Source organism: Caballeronia sordidicola, assembly GCF_000729995.1.
Classification (GTDB): domain Bacteria; phylum Pseudomonadota; class Gammaproteobacteria; order Burkholderiales; family Burkholderiaceae; genus Caballeronia; species Caballeronia sordidicola_A.
Window position 1 is genome coordinate 368090 of the sequence record NZ_JNFG01000202.1, and the last position, 19914, is coordinate 388003.

The 19914-nt window shown below is 58.9% G+C and carries 15 protein-coding genes, 1 tRNA gene and 1 pseudogene; 6 read left to right on the top strand and 11 right to left on the bottom strand.

Features of this window, described 5'->3' with window-relative positions; all coding sequences use genetic code 11:
- Positions 1-190 precede the first annotated feature (190 nt).
- Positions 191-1294 carry a BMP family ABC transporter substrate-binding protein gene (locus FH08_RS0142015; protein ID WP_031364103.1) on the top strand — a complete coding sequence of 368 codons (1104 nt, stop codon included), beginning with the start codon at positions 191-193 and terminating at the stop codon, positions 1292-1294.
- Between the two features lie 140 nt (positions 1295-1434).
- Here the strand turns inward: FH08_RS0142015 and FH08_RS0142020 are convergent, their stop codons facing one another.
- From FH08_RS0142020 to mscL, 3 genes are all read right to left on the bottom strand, one after another.
- Positions 1435-1644, bottom strand: a complete 210-nt coding sequence (locus FH08_RS0142020; RefSeq protein WP_031364104.1) for a dodecin — start codon at positions 1642-1644, stop codon at positions 1435-1437.
- Positions 1645-2204: 560 nt separating this feature from the next.
- Positions 2205-2696, bottom strand: a complete 492-nt coding sequence (locus tag FH08_RS0142025; protein ID WP_031364105.1) for a hypothetical protein — start codon at positions 2694-2696, stop codon at positions 2205-2207.
- Between the two features lie 355 nt (positions 2697-3051).
- Complete coding sequence (gene mscL / locus FH08_RS0142030) at positions 3052-3498, bottom strand: large conductance mechanosensitive channel protein MscL (protein ID WP_031364106.1); 447 nt, start codon at positions 3496-3498, stop codon at positions 3052-3054.
- Positions 3499-4012: 514 nt separating this feature from the next.
- Here mscL and glgX point away from each other — a divergent pair.
- Complete coding sequence (gene glgX / locus FH08_RS0142035) at positions 4013-6211, top strand: glycogen debranching protein GlgX (RefSeq protein ID WP_031364107.1); 2199 nt, start codon at positions 4013-4015, stop codon at positions 6209-6211.
- Positions 6212-6341: 130 nt separating this feature from the next.
- On the top strand, positions 6342-6476 hold the full coding sequence (locus tag FH08_RS54095) for a hypothetical protein (protein WP_268810845.1): 135 nt from the start codon (positions 6342-6344) through the stop codon (positions 6474-6476).
- Between the two features lie 103 nt (positions 6477-6579).
- On the opposite strand, the gene FH08_RS0142045 is transcribed toward FH08_RS54095, so the two are convergent.
- Both FH08_RS0142045 and FH08_RS0142055 read right to left on the bottom strand, forming a co-directional pair.
- The gene (locus tag FH08_RS0142045) at positions 6580-7776 is read right to left on the bottom strand and encodes a tetratricopeptide repeat protein (protein WP_031364108.1); all 1197 of its coding nucleotides are present in this window, start codon (positions 7774-7776) and stop codon (positions 6580-6582) included.
- Positions 7777-8018: 242 nt separating this feature from the next.
- On the bottom strand, positions 8019-8699 hold the full coding sequence (locus tag FH08_RS0142055; RefSeq protein WP_031364109.1) for a PspA/IM30 family protein: 681 nt from the start codon (positions 8697-8699) through the stop codon (positions 8019-8021).
- 384 nt (positions 8700-9083) lie between these two features.
- Here FH08_RS0142055 and FH08_RS0142060 point away from each other — a divergent pair, with 384 nt between their 5' ends.
- Positions 9084-9497 carry a DUF2177 family protein gene (locus FH08_RS0142060; protein ID WP_063771271.1) on the top strand — a complete coding sequence of 138 codons (414 nt, stop codon included), beginning with the start codon at positions 9084-9086 and terminating at the stop codon, positions 9495-9497.
- Positions 9498-9706: 209 nt separating this feature from the next.
- On the opposite strand, the pseudogene FH08_RS52300 reads toward FH08_RS0142060, so the two are convergent.
- Positions 9707-9971: pseudogene (locus FH08_RS52300) on the bottom strand (hypothetical protein); the annotation flags it as partial.
- A 648-nt stretch (positions 9972-10619) separates the two neighbouring features.
- Between FH08_RS52300 and FH08_RS0142075 the strand changes: the two are divergent.
- Together FH08_RS0142075 and FH08_RS0142080 are read left to right on the top strand one after the other, a co-directional pair.
- The gene (locus FH08_RS0142075; protein ID WP_031364112.1) at positions 10620-13109 is read left to right on the top strand and encodes a penicillin-binding protein 1A; all 2490 of its coding nucleotides are present in this window, start codon (positions 10620-10622) and stop codon (positions 13107-13109) included.
- 76 nt (positions 13110-13185) lie between these two features.
- Positions 13186-14313 (top strand): J domain-containing protein, encoded by a 1128-nt coding sequence (locus tag FH08_RS0142080; protein ID WP_031364113.1) that lies wholly within the window; start codon positions 13186-13188, stop codon positions 14311-14313.
- A gap of 84 nt (positions 14314-14397) precedes the next feature.
- Here FH08_RS0142080 and FH08_RS0142085 read toward each other — a convergent pair whose 3' ends face one another.
- From FH08_RS0142085 to FH08_RS0142105, 5 genes are all read right to left on the bottom strand, one after another.
- Complete coding sequence (locus FH08_RS0142085) at positions 14398-14844, bottom strand: copper chaperone PCu(A)C (protein WP_031364114.1); 447 nt, start codon at positions 14842-14844, stop codon at positions 14398-14400.
- Positions 14845-14851: 7 nt separating this feature from the next.
- On the bottom strand, positions 14852-15223 hold the full coding sequence (gene copC, locus FH08_RS0142090) for a copper homeostasis periplasmic binding protein CopC (protein WP_031364115.1): 372 nt from the start codon (positions 15221-15223) through the stop codon (positions 14852-14854).
- Between the two features lie 93 nt (positions 15224-15316).
- Complete coding sequence (locus FH08_RS0142095) at positions 15317-15703, bottom strand: DUF2946 domain-containing protein (RefSeq protein WP_031364116.1); 387 nt, start codon at positions 15701-15703, stop codon at positions 15317-15319.
- 203 nt (positions 15704-15906) lie between these two features.
- Positions 15907-15983: transfer RNA gene (locus tag FH08_RS0142100), tRNA-Met, on the bottom strand.
- 269 nt (positions 15984-16252) lie between these two features.
- On the bottom strand, positions 16253-19648 hold the full coding sequence (locus tag FH08_RS0142105; RefSeq protein ID WP_031364117.1) for an ESPR-type extended signal peptide-containing protein: 3396 nt from the start codon (positions 19646-19648) through the stop codon (positions 16253-16255).
- Positions 19649-19914 lie beyond the last annotated feature (266 nt).

Here is a 19914-nt window from a genome sequence, read left to right on the forward strand (position 1 = left end):
CGACTTGTCAGGCGCTGACGCTTGGCACCCGCGAGCGCGGTCAGCCCGGTGATCGATAGGGCGCAAGGTCGTTGCACATGCTGACGCGCTTGAAAGCGGACTGACATTTCGAACTACGGCCGGCTTTTGGCCCAAAACATTGCAGCACGATTTTTACAAACACCATAGAACCATCGACAGGAGAAACACGATGAAGAAAAGCTGGCTGAACACTTTGGGCGCGGCCGGGGCCGTGGGCACCATGCTCGCGCTATCCGCCACGATGGTTGCCGGTCCGGCGCGGGCCGCTGACGCGCCGGGCATCGCGTTTGTCTACCTTGGGAACCCCGGCGATGCAGGCTGGACCTTTGCCCACGATGCCGGCACGAAGGAAGTGGAGGCCAAGTACGGCAACAAGATCAAGATCACGCGGGTGGAAGACGTGCCGGAGTCGGCGGATTCGGAGCGTGTGTTCCGCGATCTGGCTGCGAAGGGCAACAAGGTTATCGTGGGGACCAGTTTCGGTTACCAGGACTTCCAGCTGAAAGTGGCGCGCGACTATCCGGACATTACGTTCCTGACCGCGACGGGTTACAAGAAAGCGAAAAACTTCGGCGTCTTTGACGATCGGATGTACCAGGGCGCGTATCTTGCCGGCGTGGCGGCGGGTTATGTCACGAAGACGAATACGCTGGGGTTTGTAGCATCGGTGCCTATTCCGGAGGTGATCCGCAACATCAACGCCTACACGATGGGTGCGCGTTCGGTGAATCCGAAGATCCATACGAAAGTGATCTGGATTAATAGCTGGTTCGATCCGGGCAAGGAAAAGCAGGCGGCTGAAACGTTGATCGGGCAGGGGGCAGATGTGTTGTTGCAGAACACTGATTCGAACGCGACGCTGGCGACGGCTGCTGAGAAGAAGGTGTACGCGTTTGGGTGGGATTCGAACATGAAGAAGTTTGGGCCGAGCGCGCACCTGGGCTCGGTAGTACAGCATTGGGGGGTGTACTACAACACGATGGTGCAGCAGCTTCTTGATGGCAAGGTCAAGACCGATCCGGTCTGGCTCGGGATGCCACAAAAGGCGGTGGATCTTGAGGATGTGAATACGGCGGTGGTGCCGGCCAAGGCGATGCAGGCGGTCGAGGCTAAGCGTGAACAGTTGCAGAGTGGCAAGTGGGACGTGTTCACGGGTCCGATCAAGGATCAGTCGGGTGCGGTCAAGATTGCGGCTGGCCAGAACCTGACCGATCCGGAGTTGCAGCGTATCAACTGGTACGTTGAAGGCGTTGACGGATCCTTGCCGAAGTAACTCGGGAACGGGGTAGTAGGCGATACCACAGGGAGGGCGTGCGGCTTCGCAAAACTTACCGGGTGTTTGTCATCGTTTCCGTCATAAGAAAGGCCGCGCTTAGGTTAGCGCGGCCTTTATTGTCTGCGTCGTGATTAATCTTAATCGTCGATTCGCAGGCCAACTTTAAGCGTGACTTGCCAGTGAGCGACCTTGCCGTCCTCGACTTGCCCCCGGGTGCCGATGACTTCGAACCAGTGGAGGTTGCGGAGGGTTTTTGAGGCTTTTTCGAGCGCAATGCGGATTGCGTCGTCGCTTGATTGGCTGGACGAGCCGGTGAGTTCGATTTGTTTGTAGACGTGATTGGTCATTGTGATCTCCTTTGATTGCAGCCTGTTGGCATGGCACGTAGAAGTGGCGTTCGTAGGACTGAGCAAATCATGCGCCAGGGGAGAACCGGACGCACTCAGTTCTTTTACGGAGGGCAGGAGAGGCGATGCGGGTCAGTTCGCGCGCGGTGTCGCGGATAGCGCGGGGTGCGCCTTGGGCAGGTTCAGTCACTGGTGGCGAAGCGTGTGGGTATCCGTGTTCGGAGAAAGAGGGTTTCACACATCCGTCGCTCTGGCGAGCACCGTGCTTTTGGGGTGCCAAAAACGCGGAAACGGCACGCTAGGTCAACTTACGAGCCCGCGTTTTGAAAGCGCTTTCTTTGCTTCGTTTCTTTGTCGCTTTGGACAAAGAAATGACGCGCTGCCACGCGCAGTGGCTAATAGTGATAAAGAAAATAGCTCACTCAAGCAGACCACAAACCCCGAAAGCAGCAACCCAGCAACGACTCCGACCGCTAACGCAGGAACCTGGCAACCGAACACTAACCCCGACCGCTAACCCCCCAAACCCCCAGAAAAACCCCGTCCACCGGTGCGAACACCTACCGTAGGGGCCTAGAAGCCGCATCCCCCGCATCCTGCCGCCGCGCGCCGCGCCTCGTCCTCGCACTCGCCGACGCGCCGAACTCACTCAAAATCTGCGTCCGTGCCCGGCTCGCAAACACTAAAACCCCAAACCCGTTGGCTTCATACCAGTAACCGCCATTCTCAAGCCCATCGAGCGGCTGCTCCAGCGCGTTCGTAATACATTCGATGCACCGTCGATGCAACTCCTCCACCGCCGGGTACGGCGGCTGCGCACCCCGAACGCTGCAAAGAAGCACATCAAGCCCCGGCAGCACATGCGCATACAACACCGGTTCATCCTGTGCGCGCGCCCGTGCGATCTTGGTATCGAGCTGGCCGAACGGCTTGAAATGCCTAAGCACGGCGAGGAAAGACTCGTCGCCATCGACCTTTGCGCGTCTACGCTTTTTCGGGAAGGACATAAAAATTCGCCTGAAAAAGAATTGCAAAAAACGCAGCGTCCTCATGCGGCCACTCCCGTCTGGCGGGCCGCTCGTTTGTCTGGACACGTCGATCTTTTATAGCACATCGAAGTGGTGGATTCACGGCGATTCAGTTTAGGACACCGCACGCCGGTCATGCTCGGACCGACCTGACGGTGGCGCACGAATCATGCCGATAACCCTGCTGCGGCTCGCATGTTTCTGTCTCAATAATAGACCTACGAAACCTCACTGCGATGAAAAATCGCCAGAAAATTCAAACGCGTGTCACGAAGGCAACCAACCTCACGGTTGCGCCCGAAAACGAAAAAGCCCGCGACGGCCGTCACGGGCTTTTCTGGGTCGCCGCTGTCTTAGAGGCTCACGTCAGGCCAGCAGGTCAGATGCGGGGTGAGGCCTTCAGCGAATCGCGGATCTCGCGCAGTAACAACACGTCTTCAGGCGTTACAGCAGGCGGCGGTGCTGGCTCCTCGTTCCGGCGCAGCTTGTTGATGAACTTGACCATCAGGAAAATGATGAACGCCAGGATGATGAAGTTGATCAGCACGCTAATGAACGAACCGTAACCGAACACGGCGACACCCGCCGTCTGCAAGTCTTTGTACGAGTCGGGATTGCCCTTGAACGTGGGCGGGATGTTGCCGAGCTTGATGAACATGTTGGAAAAATCAAGCCCGCCCGTGACTAGCCCCACGATCGGCATGATCAAATCCTTGACGATCGAATTAACGATGGTCGAAAACGCGCCGCCGATAATCACACCGACCGCCAGATCCATCACGTTGCCCTTGAGGGCGAAGCTCTTGAACTCCTCAATCATGCTCATGCGTTGCTTCCTCCATTAAAGATCATAAGAATCGGCAGCAAGGGATGTGCCATTCGACGACGTGCGCGTGTCCTCGCGGGTCCTCATTTCCTGCCGCCGTCCTGGCTTTGCTTTCTGTTCAGGCTTTCACCGTTTTTTAAACGGATAGCGACAATCATAGCGAATCGGTTGCATTTGCGTCCCGGGTTTTTGACGTCATCGGCGGATCGGACAGGGTTTGGCGGATGAATTCTGATTGTTTTCCCCTCGTTCGCGCCCATCGCACTGCTACGTTTTCTCGGGCGGCGCCGCGAGGAGCTTTGCAGCAGCCGCCAAAGCTGTCCGAAAAGGACGCTCCTCGATGGGCACGAAACCTGCTGTTCCTTCTGCCCGTGGGCTCGGGAAGACGTCGCACGCAGGGCGTCGCAATCCGTTGTTTCATCCCGGCTGGCAACTCGCCATGCGCTCGCGGCGCGGCGGGTTGAAGCACCATCACATATCGATTGAAGCATCCAACACCTGGACACACGCATACATGGCACACGATATCCGCATTGCCGAAGGCTCGCCGTTTCCCCTCGGCGCGACTTGGGACGGCGAGGGCGTCAACTTCGCCTTATTCTCCGCTCACGCCTCGAAAGTCGAACTGTGCCTCTTTGATCAACTCGGCGAGAAGGAACTCGAACGTATCGAATTGCCTGAATACACCGATGAAGTTTTCCACGTCTATCTATTCGGTCTGAAACCGGGCGCGGTCTATGGGTATCGTGTCCACGGTCCTTACGAGCCGGAGAACGGACATCGTTTCAACCCGAACAAGCTGTTGCTCGACCCGTACGCGAAGGCGCACGTGGGTGAGTTGAAGTGGGACGCGGCGGTGTTCGGCTACACGCTGAACGCGGACGGCGACGACCTCACGTTCGATGAACGCGACAGTGCGCCATTCGTGCAAAAGTGCCAGGTGGTCGATCAGAGTTTTTCGTGGGTTCACCCGACACGCGTTCGCGTACCTTGGGAACAGACCATCTTCTACGAAACCCACGTGCGCGGTTACACGAAACGCCACCCGGCTGTACCTGAGCATTTGCGCGGCACCTTCGAGGGATTGGGCACGAAGGAGGTTATTGAGCACATCAAGAGCCTGGGGGTGACATCGGTTGAATTGCTGCCCATTCATGCATTCGTAGACGATAGCCATCTCACCGACAAAGGTCTCACCAACTACTGGGGCTACAACACGATCGGCTTTTTCGCGGCCGATCCGCGCTTCTTTGCGCAAGGCCCGGGCGCGGTCGCCGAACTCAAACAGATGATCGACCGCTTCCACGAAGCCGGTCTCGAGATCATTCTCGATGTGGTGTACAACCACACCGCCGAAGGCAACGAACGCGGCCCGACGTTGTCGTTCAAAGGTATCGACAACGCGTCGTACTATCGCTTGCCTGAAGACAAGCGTTATTACATCAACGATACCGGCACGGGCAACACGCTCAACCTGTCGCATCCGCGCGTGCTGCAGATGGTCACCGACAGCTTGCGCTACTGGGTAACCGAGATGAACGTGGACGGTTTCCGTTTCGATCTCGCGACCATCCTCGGCCGCGAGACCTACGGCTTCGACGAAGGCGGCGGCTTCCTCGACAGTTGCCGGCAGGACCCGATTCTCTCGAGCGTGAAGCTGATCGCCGAGCCTTGGGATTGCGGTCCGGGCGGGTATCAGGTCGGTGGTTTTCCGCCGGGCTGGGCGGAATGGAACGACAAGTTCCGCGATACCGTGCGCGAGTTCTGGAAGGGCGAAGAGGGCGTGGCGGCAGAGTTGGCCACGCGCATCACCGGTTCCGGCGATCATTTCAACCATCGCGGCCGCCGTCCGTGGGCGAGCGTGAATTTCATCACCGCGCACGACGGTTTTACGTTGAACGACCTGGTCTCGTACAACGAGAAGCACAACGAGGCAAACGGCGAGGACAACAATGACGGCAGCTCGGACAACCGCTCGTGGAATTGCGGCGCGGAAGGACCGACTGACGACCCTGAAATCCGGGCGCTGCGTGAACGCCAGAAACGCAACATGCTGGCTACGCTGCTGTTCTCGCAAGGCACGCCGATGATCCTTGCCGGCGACGAATTCGGCCGCACGCAACAGGGCAACAACAACGCGTATTGCCAGGACGACGACATCAGCTGGGTCAACTGGGATATCGACGACGACGGCCGCGCGCTGAACGATTTCGTGCGCAAGCTCACGACGTTGCGGCACACGCTGCCGGTGTTGCGTCGCGGACGTTTCCTGACGGGAGAGTTCCATGAAGACCTGGAACTCTCCGACGTCAAATGGCTGAGCCCATCGGGCGAGGAACTGACGCCCGAACAATGGGACGATCCGTCGATGCGCTGCTTCGGGCTCGTGATTGACGGCCGCGCTCAAGCGACGGGCATTCGCCGACCGGCATCGGACGCCACGCTGCTGATCGTGATCAATGCGCATCACGACGTGGTGGACCTGACGCTGCCCGAGATCCCGGGCAGTGACCAGTGGAGTTGCCTGATCGACACTAACGCGCCAATCCGCGAAGAGCTGGAAGACTTCGATTCGGGCGCGATCTATCAGGTAACCGGACGATCGTTGCTGCTCTTCGCGCTGCATGCGCGCGGCGCGACCAAGCGGATTTTCAAGCGCCTGGAAGAAGCGCTCACCGACGAAGTCGAACCGGAGGGCGGTAACGCGGCGTAAGGGGGCGTTATCTACGGCAGTGGTTTGTAACCGCTATCATGCGGGTCATGAACCTTGACCCGCTGCTTCGCTTACTGTTTCGCTTACCTTGCCGCCCGCCGTTTTCATCCGCATCGCAGCGTATCGTGCAGTGCCCCCAGTCGATATGATCTTCGAGGCGCTCATGCGTGTCGCCAACTGGGATCAACTGGAGCGCATCTGGGAATTCGTAGTGGGATTCTTCAAATTCCTGTGGGCGTTGCTGCGCTTTCTCGGGGGCGGATGAAGGCCCGCTTTGCGACTAATTTGCTCCTCCCAAAAAAAGCTCCGGATGAATCGTTTTGGATTCGTCCAGAGCTTTTTTAACATCCAGTGCAGCGGCAGCTAGTTTAGGAGTTGTCCCAGTTGCCGGAATCGTTGCTGCCCAGGTCGACGCCACCGCCGCCGTTGTCGCTCCAGTCGTTCGAGCCGTTGCCGAAGTCGAGGCCACCGCCGTTGTCGCCGTTACCGCGACGGCGGCGCAATTCGTCGTCATCGACCGGTACTTCGCGTTCGATCACGCGCTCGCGGTTGCCGCCGGACAGCGCCTCGCCGAGCAACACGCCCGTCAGCAATCCACCCATGCCGCCACCAAAACCACCGCCTTGCTGCACGATGACCGGCGGCTGCTGTTGCGGATAAGGCGAGTAGGGCGGTTGGGGCTGACCTTGCGGGTTGCGCCCAAAGCGCTCAGCTTCCTGCGCATAAACCGACTGGCCGTCAGCGCTTGCCGGCGCTGCTGCGGCGCGCGGATCGGGCCGGCCTTCTGAGCGGGCCCGAACGCTGTCGATCTGGTTCGACAAATCCTCGATTGCATAAGACGGCACGGGATTTTTCGAATTGGACAGCGCTTCGACCATCTGGCGCAGTTGCGTTTCGATGCCTTCGACTTCCTGAAGCATCGCTTCGTGACCCGGTTGTGTCGATAAACGCACGTCGAGCTTCAGCGACCGGACATCGTTAAGCAGTTCGGTGGCGCGCTTGAGTTGCGTGCGGCGATCGGCGTCGGCCTGGCCGTCGTCGTTAGAACGCGCACGTTTCAGACCCCAGCGCAACACCAGCGCAATCCCGACGAACAGTACTGCAAGCAATACCCACATTCCCATAGAAGGCCCGTGTTTTTCGGGAGCAGCCACGGCGCCTTGATTGAACGGATTGCGCGCGACCGAGGCAGACGTCGAGTTAGAAGAGTTAGACGTATTAGTCGATGAATTCACCCGGTTCGCATCCGAGCGGATACGTGCTTCCATGGCGTTGAAGCGCGCCGGATCGGTAAATTTAATGGTGGGGTCGAGTGTGCGTGCTTGCTGAACCTGAGCAAGCGCGTCAGAGGAACGGCCTTCGCGATCCAGCACCTGCGCGTACAAATAATGCGCCTTGGCGTTGTTCGGATGCGCCTGCAGAACTTCGTTCAACTGGGCGTCGGCCTGGCTCCAGTTTCCTTGCGTCATCGACTGCTCGATCTGGCTGGCGCTCGGCACGGCGGCGAAGGCCGTTGCCGAAACCAGCATCAGCGATGCAACTACAGCCATCACATATTTTTTCATCTGCGGACCGGGGCGTTCGCACCCGTCTCCATTCATGCGACATTTCGATGCAATTCCCCAATGCTGCCCGCAGCGAACCGCGCTACTGCGCCGCTCGCTGCGCCTTCGACCGCGCGCAGGCTCGAGGTTGTCCTCATTACTGATTCACGCTGTCAGGCGTTCGCCTCGAAGGGCGCAAGCCTTGGTCCCGCTTTTTTCACCGGCCGGCGCAAAACTTCCGCGCCGGCCTGAGAGCCGGCACTTTACTGCGTCGGCGTATTGATCTGCTTCTTGAGTGCTTCCAGTCGGTCCTCGACAGACGGGCCACGCGTGAGCGCCGCGAGTTTGTCTTCGAGCGCCTTGCCACTCTTCTGATCGGCCGAATTCAGCCGTGCGTCCGAGCGGGCATTCGATAGCTGGACCTTGTCTTCCAGCTTTTGAAAGTCTTCCGACAGGTTCTTACCGCCAATACCGCCCAGCGCCGTCGCCGCAACATCTTTGGCCGTTGCAATCTGCTGCTTGGCTTGAAGAATGTTCGAACGCGAGTTGAGCTCGTTGCGGCGCTGGCGCATGTCGTTGATCTGCTGCTTCAAATGATCCACCGACGGCACCAGCGTCACCAGTTCAGCGGCCAGCGCATCGCGTTCCGTTTCGGCGTTTGCTTGCGCACCCAGCGCTTCCCGCGCAAGCGCTTCGTCGCCGCCTTGCAGCGCGCGCTTGGCGCCGTCTTCGTACTTCTTTGCCTTTTCAGCAGCTACGTCGCGCTTGCTTTGTTGCGTGGCGACCTGCGCTTCAATTTCGATCAGCGAGTTCTCGGCCTTGGCAATGCTGTCGTCGAGTTCGCGCACGATCTGGCGAGCGTCACGCGACGGGTCCTGCACGGTATCGGCGGCGTCGTTCAACAGGCCCTTGACGGTGCGCGAGATGGAATCCAAAAGCGACATGAGTTTCCCCCTGGAAATGAAGTCGGCTGCCAGGCAGCAACGTTAATGAACATTCTGTGAATATTCGCCAACGTTTGATTAAGCGCGGCGCCCACGGCGTCGCGCGTCAGGTAAATCGGGTCGGGCGCACGGATTGCAAGCTCGCCCATACACTTTGTTGCGAAGCGGGATTCTGCGCATCAAGGACAGCTTGGGTCGGCAATGCATGGACCTTGTTCTTCAAGCTTTCGTGCGCGCCGAGTCCTGATTTTGACCGGGGTATTAAACCATGCAACGGCTTAAACCGGGCTTAACCGTTTTATCTTAACGGTACACCATGCGTATGAATTAGCGAGTACCGCTGCGGAAATTCAAGTTTTTGAATGAATTGAGAACGGATCAACCATGTCGAAGATGCTTATCGTTGCGTTTGCCGTTACAGCCGTCGTTTTCCTGGTCCTCGACGCCATCTGGCTTGGCGTGATTTCACGAAATTTGTATCAGCGGGAGATCGGTGAATTGTTATTGCCAAAACCCAACCTGGGTGCGGCGGCCGTTTTCTATGTGATCTACATAGTGGGGCTGGTGTATTTCTGTGTCGTGCCGGGCGTTGCGGGGCAGAGTGCCTTGCGCGGACTGCTGAACGGAGCGATGTTCGGGATCGTCGCGTATGCCACGTACGATCTCACCAACCTCGCCACGCTGAAAGGCTGGAGCACGGAGCTCGTATTCATAGACATTGCGTGGGGCGCAATAGCAAGCGCGATCGCCTCGGCCGTTGCGGTCGCTATTACCACGCGTGTGGTCCCGCTCGACTGAGCCCGGCAGCCTTTGCCAGGCGACCTTGCCGGAACGCTTTCAGGAGTGCCCGGAAAACGATGCGTCTTCGTCAGATTTATCCGGCGTACCGAAGTCCTCTCCAGAATCGCAGGTTTGCGGCAGGACGTCGTCCGTGTCTGGTTCAAGCGTAGTCAATGGCTTTGGCCCTTCGGCTGCCAATGTGCGTTTGCTGGCCACCCTGGCGACCTGTGCCGCGTCCCGCGCCTCGCGTGCGGCTGCTCGTTCGGCGACTTGCCGCAGGGCAACATTCAGCGGGTCGGGTGTTTTCGGCGCACGCAACCGGTCTACAAGACTTGCCGCTTTCACCTGTTCACTGGTCGCGTTGAAGCTCAATACGGCGCGCCGCATGAGTTCGCTGACGCTGACGCCAAGGCCGTCGGCAGTGCTCGTGATCGCAAGTTTCTGCGCAGGAGTGACGAAAACGACGATGCGTTCGCTGGGTTTGGTAGTCATAGCGCCTCGCAAGCAGGGCTGGGCAAGTCCGAACGGCCAATATCCGGCACGGGCAACGCCATTTGATGCAATTTGGGCGTACTCGGCGGTACGGCAAACCACGCAACCAACGCTTCCATCATATCGGTTTGCCAACTTCTCGTGCGCTAAGGCACACTCCGCAAGCCGCGTTTCTGACGCTACCCCATCAAGCGCTTGCAATATTGAGATGGTGGTGCTAAGCCCGTCTCCGCGATAGCGACAGAACGGGCAGCTTCGATCGGCATATTTGCCGCGACGGCCCATTACACGGGATTTACTTACAAAAAAATCGTGTCGCTGCCGGTGCTCGGCGCTCGAATTCTTTAAAATGCGCTGTTATTCTGCGCGGGGCCGCCAGTGTTGCAGTTTCTCTTACAATGCGATAACGGCCCATTCGCGGAAACGCGCAGCCGGTCCGGGGGCAACGGCACGCGACGCAGCGGTCTGGAACAATTTTCATGGACGTGCCTGGTTTGAGCGCTTCCATGTATCGAGCAGGCGGCAGCGCTACGCATCGGCTATACGGCGAAGCCCGCCACGGCTTTCGTTCACCCCAACATTTATCGTTACGCGGCTTCATGGCGTTGCGCATCGGGCGCCTTAGGGGCGCGCCGTTCAATCCAAGTCATGCCAATCATCAAACGACCAAATTCCTCGAACGCTCCACGCGATGACCGGGATCAAGATGGTCCCAATCGTTACCGTCAACCCACCACTCAGTCTTCAGCCGGACCCTCGATCGCGCTGCGCATCGTACTGTGGTTCGTGGGGCTCTTCGCCGTCGCGGCAATCGTCGGCGCGCTGATCATTGGTTATGCGCTGGTCGTGATGGGGCCGAATCTGCCCTCGCTCGATGCAATCACGGACTATCAGCCTAAAGTGCCGTTGCGGATCTACACCGCGGATCACGTGCTGATCGGCGAATTTGGCGAGGAGCGGCGGCGGATCGTGCGTTTCGACGAGATTCCCGACCAGATGAAGAAGGCCGTCCTCGCGATCGAGGATTACCGCTTCTACGAGCACGGCGGCGTCGATTTCATCGGCATTGCGCGGGCAGGGCTGAGCGACCTCATGCACGGCGGCGCGTCGCAAGGCGCAAGCACGATCACCATGCAGGTCGCGCGCAACTTCTTCCTCTCGAGTGAAAAGACCTACACGCGCAAGATCTACGAAATGCTGCTCGCCTACAAGATCGAGCGTGCGCTGACCAAGGACCAGATTCTCGAGCTGTATATGAACCAGATTTATCTGGGCGAGCGGTCGTATGGGTTTGCATCGGCGGCGCGGGTGTATTTCGGCAAGGACCTCAAGGATCTGACGCTCGCCGAATGCGCAATGCTCGCGGGCTTGCCCAAGGCGCCGTCGGCTTATAACCCGGTCGTCAATCCGAAGCGCGCGAAGATTCGTCAGCAATACATCCTGAAGCGCATGCTCGACCTGAATTTCATCACGCAAGCGCAGTTCGACCAGGCCAGCGCTGAAGAAATACACGCGCGTGTGTCGGGTACTGAATACAGCGTGCACGCGGAATATGTAGCGGAAATGGTGCGGCAGATGATGTACGCGCAATACCGCGACGACACGTACACGCGTGGTTTTTCAGTGACCACGACCATCGACTCCGCCGATCAGGAAGCGGCGTATAACGCCGTGCGCAAGGGCGTGATGGATTACGAACGGCGCCATGGGTATCGTGGGCCGGAGGGCTTCGTGAATCTGCCGACGACGAACCAGGACGACCGCGACGAAGCGATCGACGACGCGCTCGCCGATCACCCCGACAACGGCGATCTGATCGCGGGCGTGGTGACATCGGTGAATGCGAAGCAGGTAGTCGTGACGTTCGTCAACGCTGACCCGGCGACCATCACTGGCGACGGCTTGCGTTTCGCGGCCGCTGGCTTGCGCAGCAATGCATCGGCAGCGGTGCGGCTAAAGCCGGGTTCTATCGTGCGCGTGGTGCAGGACGCGAAGGGCAACTGGAGCATCACGCAGTTGCCGCAAGTCGAGGGTGCACTGGTCTCGCTCGTGCCGCAGGACGGCGCGATCCGGGCGTTGATCGGTGGCTTCGACTACAACAAGAACAAGTTCAACCACGTCACGCAGGCGTGGCGCCAGCCGGGGTCGAGCTTCAAGCCGTTCATCTATTCGGCGTCGCTGGAAAAGGGTCTTGGACCGGCAACCATCATCAACGACGCGCCGCTGTATTTTCCGCCAACTACGCCGGGTGGCGATGCATGGGAGCCGAAGGACGACGACCAGCCTGATGGCCCCATGTCCATGCGCACGGCCTTGCAGAAGTCGAAGAACCTTGTGTCGATTCGTATCCTTTCGTACATCGGCACGAAGTACGCACAGGATTACGTCACGCAGAAGTTCGGTTTCGATGTCGACAAGACGCCGCCGTACCTGCCGCTTGCGCTGGGCGCCGGTCTTGTCACGCCACTGCAATTGGCCGGTGGATATTCGGTGTTCGCCAACGGTGGTTCGCGAATCAATCCGTACCTGATTGGCGAAGTCGCCGATGCACACGGTACGGTGATCTCGCGCGCCAATCCGCTGATTGCCGGCAGCAACGCGCCGCAAACGCTCGAACCGCGCAACGCGTACGTCATGAACAGCCTGCTGCATTCGGTCGCGACGGGTGGCACGGGCGCCGGCACCAACGTGCTCAAGCGCAACGACCTGCAGGGCAAGACGGGTACGACCAACGACGCGAAGGACGGCTGGTTCGCGGGTTATCAGCATCAACTCGTGGCTGTCGCGTGGATGGGCTACGACCAGCCGAAGTCGCTCGGCGGCCGTGAGTTCGGTGCACAACTTGCGTTGCCGATCTGGGTGGAGTTCATGCAACGGGCGCTTGCCAATGTCCCGCAGCAGCAAATGGCGATGCCCGATGGTTTGACGACCGTCGACGGCGAGTTGTTCTTCGCCGATAAAACCCCGGGCAATGGTTTTGTGGCGAGCATCGGCGTGGATTCAGCGAATCCGGCTGAAGGTGCAACCGATGCGGTTGGCGGTGTCGGTCCTGGCGGAATGACGCCTCCGAGCGTGCCGCCGCCCACCGTGAAACCGGCCGAGCGCCAGGAGATCATGGATCTCTTCAAGGGGCATTGATGGGAGTGGGTGACCGAACGGGCTTTGGTTAAAATACGAAAGGCGCTTTTTCTACCCATCGGAGGATATGCACGCCATGACGAAGACGAGTATCAAGTCCGTTGGCATCGCCGCGGATCACGACAAACCTAAACTGTCCAAGGGACAGAAGGCGTTCAATACGCTGATCAAACAGATTGAAAAACGACGTGCCCGGCTGAGTGCGTGGGAAGCTGCCGTGCCCGCTTTTCATCAGAAATATGTCGATGAATTCACGCCTCTCGAGCAGACCCTCGGTGACTTGCAGGTCAGGATGGTGTATCGACTCGATCAGGCGTGCGACCAGAAGGGACTGACGAAGAGAGAACGCAGCGTGGTGTCGGACCTGATCGCCGAACTGGCGGGTAACCTTGCTGCGCAACGCGACGATGCGCAATTAAAGGCGCTATACAACAAGCACAGCCAGTCCGACTACGACCTTGAGGCCGCCGCCGAACTGGACGACATGAAACTGGCGATGGAAAGCATGCTCGGTGTCGAGCTGGGCGACGACCTGGACGTGAGTTCGCCTGAAGACTTATTGCGTCGTGTGCACCAGGAGATGGAGCAGCGCGAGGCGCAGGATTTCGCTGAAAGTCAGGCTCAGGAAGAACGTCGCGCGAAGCGGAAAAAGACGGCCAAGCAGATTGCCTCGGAGGCGCGCGAAGAAGCTGAGCAGGCGCAGATCAGCCTGTCTATTCGAGAGGTATATCGCAAACTGGCTAGTGCCCTGCATCCCGATCGTGAGTCCAATACGCAGGAGCGCGAGCGGAAAACGGCGCTGATGCAACGCGTGAACAAAGCCTACAGCAACAACAATCTGCTGCAGTTGCTGGAACTGCAATTGGAACTTGAACACATCGATCAGCACGCGATCAACAACATCAGTGAAGACCGGTTAAAGCACTACAACAAGATTTTGAAGGATCAGATTGACGAACTGGATCAGGAGATCGCGCACGTCGAAGGTAATTTCAAACATAGCTATGGAATCGAGCCGTTCGCTATGGTCTCTCCGGGCATGATCGTGCGCGATCTCGTGAGTGACATGGCCGCTCTCCGGAACAGCGTGCGCACGCTGGAGCGGGATCTGCTCGCGTTTGAGGACATCAAGCAGATCAAGCTGTGGCTAAAGCAAGTGCAGCGTGAAGCGGCAATGGATCCTTTCGAAGACATGCCGTATTGATCGTTTGCGGGAAGGCAACAGCCCAAAAAAAGCGCGCCGCAATCTGATTGCGGCGCGCTTTTTTGCTGCTGCGAGGTTACCTGATTACTTGCCTAGCGTAGACGCTGGCTTCACCGCACATGTCGTCTCGATGCTCGACTGATCCGCGAATGTCAGCTTCAACGGGATCGTTGATCCAACCTTTAACGGCTTGGGCGCGTCCTCGAGCATCAGGTGGTAACCGCTGGGCGCGAACGCGAGCGTGCCGTGCGCGGGGACCTCGGCGGATTCGACCATCGACATGGTCGATGTGCTGCCGTTACTCGTCGATTTATGCAGCATCGCCATGCCGAACGCGGGCGTTTCGGCGCCGGTAAGCGTGACGGGTTTGTCGCCGCTGTTCGACACCACGAAGTAGCCCGACGACGGCAGGTTTGCCGGCATCGAACGGATCCAGCAATCGTGCACATCGAGCGTCGCAGCTTGCGCACCGGACGCCGCGAGGGCGCATAAGGACAGCAAACCGGCGTGAATCAGTGTGTTGGTTTTCATTGTCAGCTCACTTTACGTTGAACAGGTAATGGCCTTGCGTACGATGGCCGTCGTCGGCCACGGCCGTCCATTCCACTTGATAGGTGCCCGCCTTGAGATCGCCGAGCGCGACGCTCATATGTTTCTTGTTGCTCGCATCGACAGCCGATTTCGCGCTGTTGACCTGCTTGCCCGCTGCGTCGATTACGGTCAGCGTGCTGAATTTCGGTTCCAGACCTTCCGTGAAATCGATGGCCACTTCATGCGGAGCTTCGACGGTTGCATCGGGTGCAGGCGTTTGCTGCGTGGGATGCGCATGCGCGAAGGCGAGTTGAGCCGTGGCGAGAAGCAGGGCGCCAAGGCCGCCATGCCTGACCATGTTTGTGAGGGACGTGTTCATGCTGATCCTGTTTGGTCTTGCTTGATCTTGTTTGATCCGGGTAACGCAAATGATGAGTCCCAGCCATGCAGCCGGCGACCGTGCGGCGAGGAATCAGACGAAGACTGGCGGCGCGCGAGGCTGTGCAGCGAAGACCGGCGCATAGGGCGGGAAGGGCTGGGCAGGGGTGTTATCGGATAGTGATTCCGGCAACACACGCGCTTGATATGCGCTTGCGCAAGGTGGGAGCGCAGGCGAATGCGCCGCGAGATTGCAGTAACCGCATGCGTCCCAATGACCGGCCGCGGAGTGCCGCGAAGAGATGGGTTTGTCACTGCGAGTCTGCGGCGCCTGTGATGCTGCCGAGCAGAACGTGCTCAGGAAAATATCGGACTGCAAGTCTGAGGCAAGCGCTTGGGACACCGCCGGAGCGAGTGCGGTCATCAGGATCGCAAGCAATCCGATGAGGCTGCCGAACTTGCGGACGAGGCGACGGCGCATGAGGCTGACGTTGACTTGCAGAGCGGTTGAGCCGTCGATTATGCCATGCGTGCAAGAGGGAATCCGTGCGGGTGCGGTGCAACCGCTGCGACCTATTGCGGCACCGGACACAGCGCCGTAGTTGCTGCGAACGCACGCTCAAAACCACTTGAGCGTCACCAATGAAAAAAGCCCGGAGAACCGGGCTTTTGACTTTGAATCCTTGGTTGCGGGGGTAGGATTTGAACCTACGACCTTCGGGTTATGAGCCCGACGAGCTGCCAGACTGCTCCACCCCGCGAAAAAGATTATAGGGGAACGGTGATTGCAGTGCAACATCTTTGTCATGTTTCATTGCTTTGATGACTTGATCGAGCAGAGCATGGGCTGATGAGGGAGGTCTACGCTGTTCGTGCTCAAGCGCTTTGAGACGCTGTTGGCCGAAGCGCACGACATTGCCTCACAGAGGACGAGTCCATATAAAAACTCGGCCGCAAATCTCATAGAGGGATTTGCGGCCGAGTGTTTTAACTACGCTTCCAGACTGCTGAAACGTAGCTTGGAAGTTGCTTAGAAGCCAAACGCGAAACCTGCACCGCCCGTGGTTTCTTCACCTGTGGTCGAACCGCCGATCGTCAGGACCATGTTGGTGCCGAAGCGCTTCTGGAAGCCGATCGCGATTGCTGCCTTGTCACGATACACACCCGTGCCTGCCGCAAAGCGGTTGTCCTTGTCCGCGATGGCTGCCGCGCTGCCCGCCATCATCGCCATCGCGCTGCTCATCGCACCGACGCTGTTGATGTGGTTGTTGGCCAGCGAGAGGCCGCTGTTCATGTCGGAGCGAAGCGCGTCCGTATAACCCTTCGCCGACTTCACGCCCGTGTTCACCGACTGTTGCATCTGGTTCACGTTGACGGCGTCCGTGCCGTCCGTGCCCGCTGCGACGTTCGTGATCTGACGCTGACCGCCTGCAGTTGTCGTGCCAACCGATACCGCGTTGGCACGATCCGCCACCGAGCCTGCGCCCAGTGCGACCGAGTTGTTCGCCGTAGCTGATGTGTTTGCACCAATCGCAACCGCATTGGCGCCGCTAGCCACTGAAGTCGCGCCGGACGCTACCGCGTTGACGCCAGATGCCACTGCGTTTGCACCCGATGCGACGGAATGCGTCCCGCTTGATGTGGCGACTTCCGAGTTGCGATCGCCATCTGCCGTGAAGAGCGGGTTATACGCGCCGTTCGCGAGGTTGGTGACCTGACCCATCATGTCGTTCATCTGGCCCAAGTTGACCGCATCCATCGCGCTCGTGCCCGCCGCTACGTTATGCAGCGCGGTGCCTGCCGCATTGCCGTTGCCGAGTGTTGCATTGGCATAGTCCGGCGTGCCGTCGGCGTTGGTGTCGTACTTGATGGCGCTTGCGCTAAGCGACGTGACGCTGCTCGATACCGCGTTGAGTTGACCGACGTTGGCTGCATCGGTTGCGGCCGTGCCGGCTGCTACGTTGGTGACCTGACGTTCGCTGCCAACCGCGCCGACCGATACGGTGTTGTCCCGATCCGCCACCGAGTTCGAACCCAGTGCGACTGAGTTCTTGCCCGACGACAAAGCTGCGCCGCCGATTGCCACCGAATCCGCGCCGGTCGCCGATGAATCGACGAGCGTGGAATTGGTGTGGAAGTACTTGATGCCACCACCGTTGTTGATGTTGTTCGTAAAGTCCTGAAGCTTGGCGACGTTCTGATTCGTTGCATACAACTGCGAGCCAGTTACGGCGTCGGTGCTACCGTCCTTCAAGTTGCCGTCCAGCAGATTGGTCAGCAACGTGGGTTTCGTTGCGGCTGCACCGCCCAGCGTGATCTTCTCGTAGTTCGGGGTGCCGTCCGTGTTGGCGTCGTACTTGACCGCGAAGCTGTCGAGCGTATTGAGGTTGTTCGACACGACTGTCAGTTGGCCGACATTGACCGCGTCGGTAGATGCCGTGCCCGCTGCCACATTGGTGACCTGGCGTTCCTTGCCTGCCGCGCCCACCGATACCGAGTTGTCACGGTCTGCGATCGAGTTCGAACCGAGCGCAACCGAGTTCTTCGCCGATGCGACCGATGCGCCGCCGATGGCAACCGAGTCCGCACCGGTTGCCGACGAATCAGCAAGCGTCGAGTTCGTGTGGAAGTACTTGATGCCGCCACCGTTGTTGATATTGCCTTCGAACGTTTCGAGCGAGCCGACGCGCTGGTTGGTCGAATACAACTGTGAGCCGTTGATGGCATCGGTGCTGGTCGCGTTCAGGTCGCCAATTTTCAGGTTCGTGAGTTTGGTCGGCTGGGCCGCGCCAGTACCACCGAGTGTCACGTTTTGGTAATTTACCGAGCCGTTGGTATTGGTATCGTACTTGACCGCGACATCGGCAAGGGTGGTGAGTTGCGCGAGATTGACGGCGTCGGTTGCAGCGGTTCCTGCCAATACATTGACGATCTGGCGCTCGTTACCCGCCGCGCCCACTGACACGGAATCCTTCCGGTTGGCGACCGAATTTGCACCCAGCGCGACTGAATTATTCGCCGATGCCTGCGCCGAGCCGCCGATCGCGACCGCGTCCGCTCCTGTCGCCGACGAATCAGCTTGCGCCGAATTCGAGTGGAAGTACTTGATGCCGCCGCCATTATTGATGTTGTTGGCGAAAGTCTTGAGCGTGGAGACGTCCTGGTTGGTTGCGAACAACTGCGAGCCGTTGACTGCGTCCGTACTCGACGAACTCAGATCCGCCACGCTGAGGTTCGTGAGCTTGGTGGGCTTGGATGCACCTGAGCCGCCGAGCGTCACGTTTTGATAGTTTACGGAGCCGTTAGGATTGGTGTCGTATTTGACGGTCAAATCGGAGAGCGCGGTAAGTTGCGTCACGTTGACTGCGTCGGTGAGCGCCGTGCCCGCTGCCACGTTGGTGATCTGGCGTTCCTTGCCAGCCGAGCCGACCGAGACGGTGTTCGCGCGGATTGCGCTCGAATTAGAACCGATTGCAACCGAATTGTCCGCTGAGGCAACTGCTGCGCCGCCGATGGCAACCGCGTCGGCGCCCGTCGCCGATGAATCGGCGAGTTGCGAGTTCGAATGGAAGAACTTGATGCCGCCGCCATTGTTGATATTAGTGGCGAACGTTTCGAGCGAGCCAACGCGCGTGTTTGTCGAATTCAATTGCGAACCATTGACTGCGTCGGTGCTAGTTGAAGTCAGTGCGCCTGTGGCTACATTCGAGATAGTGACCAGTTTGGTCGTGCCCACGCCGCCAAGCGTGACGTGGGACTTGTCGGCCGCATCGTAGGCCACCCTATTGGTGAGCTCGGAATCGATCTTGGTAATCGCGTCCCCTACGGTGCCCGACGACACGCCGGCAACGGTGTATGCAGGTGCCTGGACCGTGCCGTCGGCATTGACCTTTGCTCCGCCACCCAGCAGGGTAGTGACGTTCTGAAGCTGGGTCACGTTGACGGCATCGTTGGCTTGCGTACCTGCAGCGACGTTGACAATTTGACGTTTGTTCGTGGCGCTGCCGACTGAAACAGTTCCTGATCGATCTGCAATGGATAGCGTGCCGAGCGCTACGCTATTTGTCGCCGATGCGGTGGCGCCCGGGCCCAATGCCGTCGCTTTCGTGCCCGCCTTCGAATCGGATCCGATTGCCATTGCCGCGTCCACTCCGCCGGTGCTATCTGCTACGGCGTTCCCGCCGATTGCAATGCTTCCAACTCCGATCGCTGTGGCGCCGTCTGGGCCACTGTATGCATCGTTGGCCGAGAGATATTTGTCGGCATCGCCAGCGATAGCGCCGCTCGCCGCGCCAAGTGTCACGACGGATGCCGCCACCGCTTTCGCCAGCCGCCCGTTGCGCTTACCGCGCGCAGCGGCAGTTTCCGACACCGCGACCCACGCGCCGATGGATTCATTCCAGACTGATTTATAAACTTTGTTCATTTTGCATTCCTGCGTAGAGTTGACTTGGATCCATGACGCGAACACGCGGCGGGGTAGGTGTGATCCGCGTGTCGAGTCCGCGCCGTATCGAATCCGAAGGGACCCGTCGATGGCTGCGTGGACAAGGCTCGAACTCTACTGAGCAAGGTGAAATGCCCTAATGAGAAAGCTCCTAATTGATCGGGTAGTGCAATATAAACAACATATTAGTTACCCGAATCAATTGGATTTATCGGATGAGTTGAGTCAAAATTAAGAATTATTAA

What these genes read in the sequence shown, in the direction of transcription:
- FH08_RS0142025 (WP_031364105.1), bottom strand. Translation starts at nt 2,696, where the DNA reads ATGAGGACGCTGCGTTTTTTGCAATTCTTTTTCAGGCGAATTTTTATG.
- FH08_RS0142045 (WP_031364108.1), bottom strand. Translation starts at nt 7,776, where the DNA reads ATGAAAAAATATGTGATGGCTGTAGTTGCATCGCTGATGCTGGTTTCG.
- FH08_RS0142105 (WP_031364117.1), bottom strand. Translation starts at nt 19,648, where the DNA reads ATGAACAAAGTTTATAAATCAGTCTGGAATGAATCCATCGGCGCGTGG.
- FH08_RS0142085 (WP_031364114.1), bottom strand. Translation starts at nt 14,844, where the DNA reads ATGAAAACCAACACACTGATTCACGCCGGTTTGCTGTCCTTATGCGCC.
- FH08_RS0142080 (WP_031364113.1), top strand. Translation starts at nt 13,186, where the DNA reads ATGACGAAGACGAGTATCAAGTCCGTTGGCATCGCCGCGGATCACGAC.
- mscL (WP_031364106.1), bottom strand. Translation starts at nt 3,498, where the DNA reads ATGAGCATGATTGAGGAGTTCAAGAGCTTCGCCCTCAAGGGCAACGTG.
- FH08_RS0142095 (WP_031364116.1), bottom strand. Translation starts at nt 15,703, where the DNA reads ATGCGCCGTCGCCTCGTCCGCAAGTTCGGCAGCCTCATCGGATTGCTT.
- copC (WP_031364115.1), bottom strand. Translation starts at nt 15,223, where the DNA reads ATGAACACGTCCCTCACAAACATGGTCAGGCATGGCGGCCTTGGCGCC.
- FH08_RS0142055 (WP_031364109.1), bottom strand. Translation starts at nt 8,699, where the DNA reads ATGTCGCTTTTGGATTCCATCTCGCGCACCGTCAAGGGCCTGTTGAAC.
- FH08_RS0142020 (WP_031364104.1), bottom strand. Translation starts at nt 1,644, where the DNA reads ATGACCAATCACGTCTACAAACAAATCGAACTCACCGGCTCGTCCAGC.
- glgX (WP_031364107.1), top strand. Translation starts at nt 4,013, where the DNA reads ATGGCACACGATATCCGCATTGCCGAAGGCTCGCCGTTTCCCCTCGGC.
- FH08_RS0142015 (WP_031364103.1), top strand. Translation starts at nt 191, where the DNA reads ATGAAGAAAAGCTGGCTGAACACTTTGGGCGCGGCCGGGGCCGTGGGC.
- FH08_RS0142060 (WP_063771271.1), top strand. Translation starts at nt 9,084, where the DNA reads ATGTCGAAGATGCTTATCGTTGCGTTTGCCGTTACAGCCGTCGTTTTC.
- FH08_RS0142075 (WP_031364112.1), top strand. Translation starts at nt 10,620, where the DNA reads ATGCCAATCATCAAACGACCAAATTCCTCGAACGCTCCACGCGATGAC.